Annotated in this window: 1 protein-coding gene and 1 pseudogene; both read left to right on the top strand. The window is 69.9% G+C overall.

Going from position 1 to position 1,171, the window contains the following annotated elements; genetic code table 11:
* A pseudogene (locus GSF22_RS33690) lies at window positions 1-309 on the top strand (DUF2637 domain-containing protein); the annotation flags it as partial.
* 476 nt (window positions 310-785) lie between these two features.
* Window positions 786-1,171: replication-relaxation family protein (locus tag GSF22_RS33685; RefSeq protein ID WP_208817931.1), on the top strand; the 386-nt coding region annotated here is incomplete at its 3' end.

Below are 1,171 nucleotides of genomic sequence, written 5' to 3'. Positions count from 1 at the left end.
GTCCGGGACACCACCACGACGGTCCCCGACCCGACGGACCAGAACCGGATGGTCCCGGACCACCAGGCAACCGTAAGCGTGGTGGGGGACCGTGGCCCGGACATCACGATGCTGGTCCCGGCCGCCCGGACCGCCGCCGACGCCCTCACCGCCCAGGGGACACCGCTGTCCCGCAAGGCCCTCGCCCGGCAGTTACGCGCCGACGGGCACCAACTGTCCAACGCCACCGCCTCGACGCTCATCCGCGTCCTGCGCGCCGAGCCGACCGCATCGCAGCCGACCTCAACCGATCTGTCACCACCCGCGTGACAGAAACCCCCAGCCCAGGCGGCTTCTGTCAGACCGATCCGACCCCGACGAGACCAGCACCCCGCGCATCTGTCAGGAAGCCCTGCCTTCTGACAGAACCTGACCCGACCTGGCAGAACCCACGCCGACCCACCGCACCGCACCGCTCCGGCAGCGCCCTTGCCGCCCCGCACAGCGCATCCGATTCCTCGAAGGAGCCACGAGCATGCTGAACCTACTCCACCACCGGCACCAGCTGTACCGGCCGTCTGCTCACCGACCCGCGTCACACCGCCTCTCACCCCGCCGTCACCGCGGTCCCGGTGTGGCTGGCCGTGTCGACGTCGGTGTCGATCCCCGTTGCACTGTCAGCCTTGATCCTGACCCCCGAACTGACCCCCCAAGCCGGATCACAGCCCAGCTCACGCCGTATCCCACCGGCCTGGGTCGGCTCCAGACACACCCTCATGTGTGGGGTGTCCCCCCAGGGGCCGCCCATGCGTAGACCGTTACCGGCTGCGGATCCGCTGCTGCGGTTGCAGGCCAGTATCACCGCCCGCGACGACCTTCTCCTCGGCTGGCTCTACGACCACGGCGTCCTCACCACCGACCAGATCGCCGCCGCTCTGTTCCCCTCCCTGGACTTCACCCAACGCCGACTCCGCCGCCTCACCATCCTGCGCGCGGTCGACCGGTTCCGACCCAACCGGGCCCACGGCGGCTCCTACCCCTACCACTACGTCCTGGACCAACTCGGCTACGACCACGTCCACGCCCAACGCGCACTCCCACCGACCCGCAGGGACCAGGCCCGCCGCCGCAAACAGTCCCTCACCTCACGGCCGGACCTACCGCACCTACTCGGCGGCAACCAGGTCCTCAT

The sequence above is a fragment of the Micromonospora echinofusca genome, assembly GCF_017614955.1.
Lineage (GTDB): Bacteria > Actinomycetota > Actinomycetes > Mycobacteriales > Micromonosporaceae > Micromonospora > Micromonospora echinofusca_A.
The sequence above is the reverse complement of the archived record's forward strand: the minus strand, read 5'-3'. Positions and strand labels throughout refer to the sequence as shown.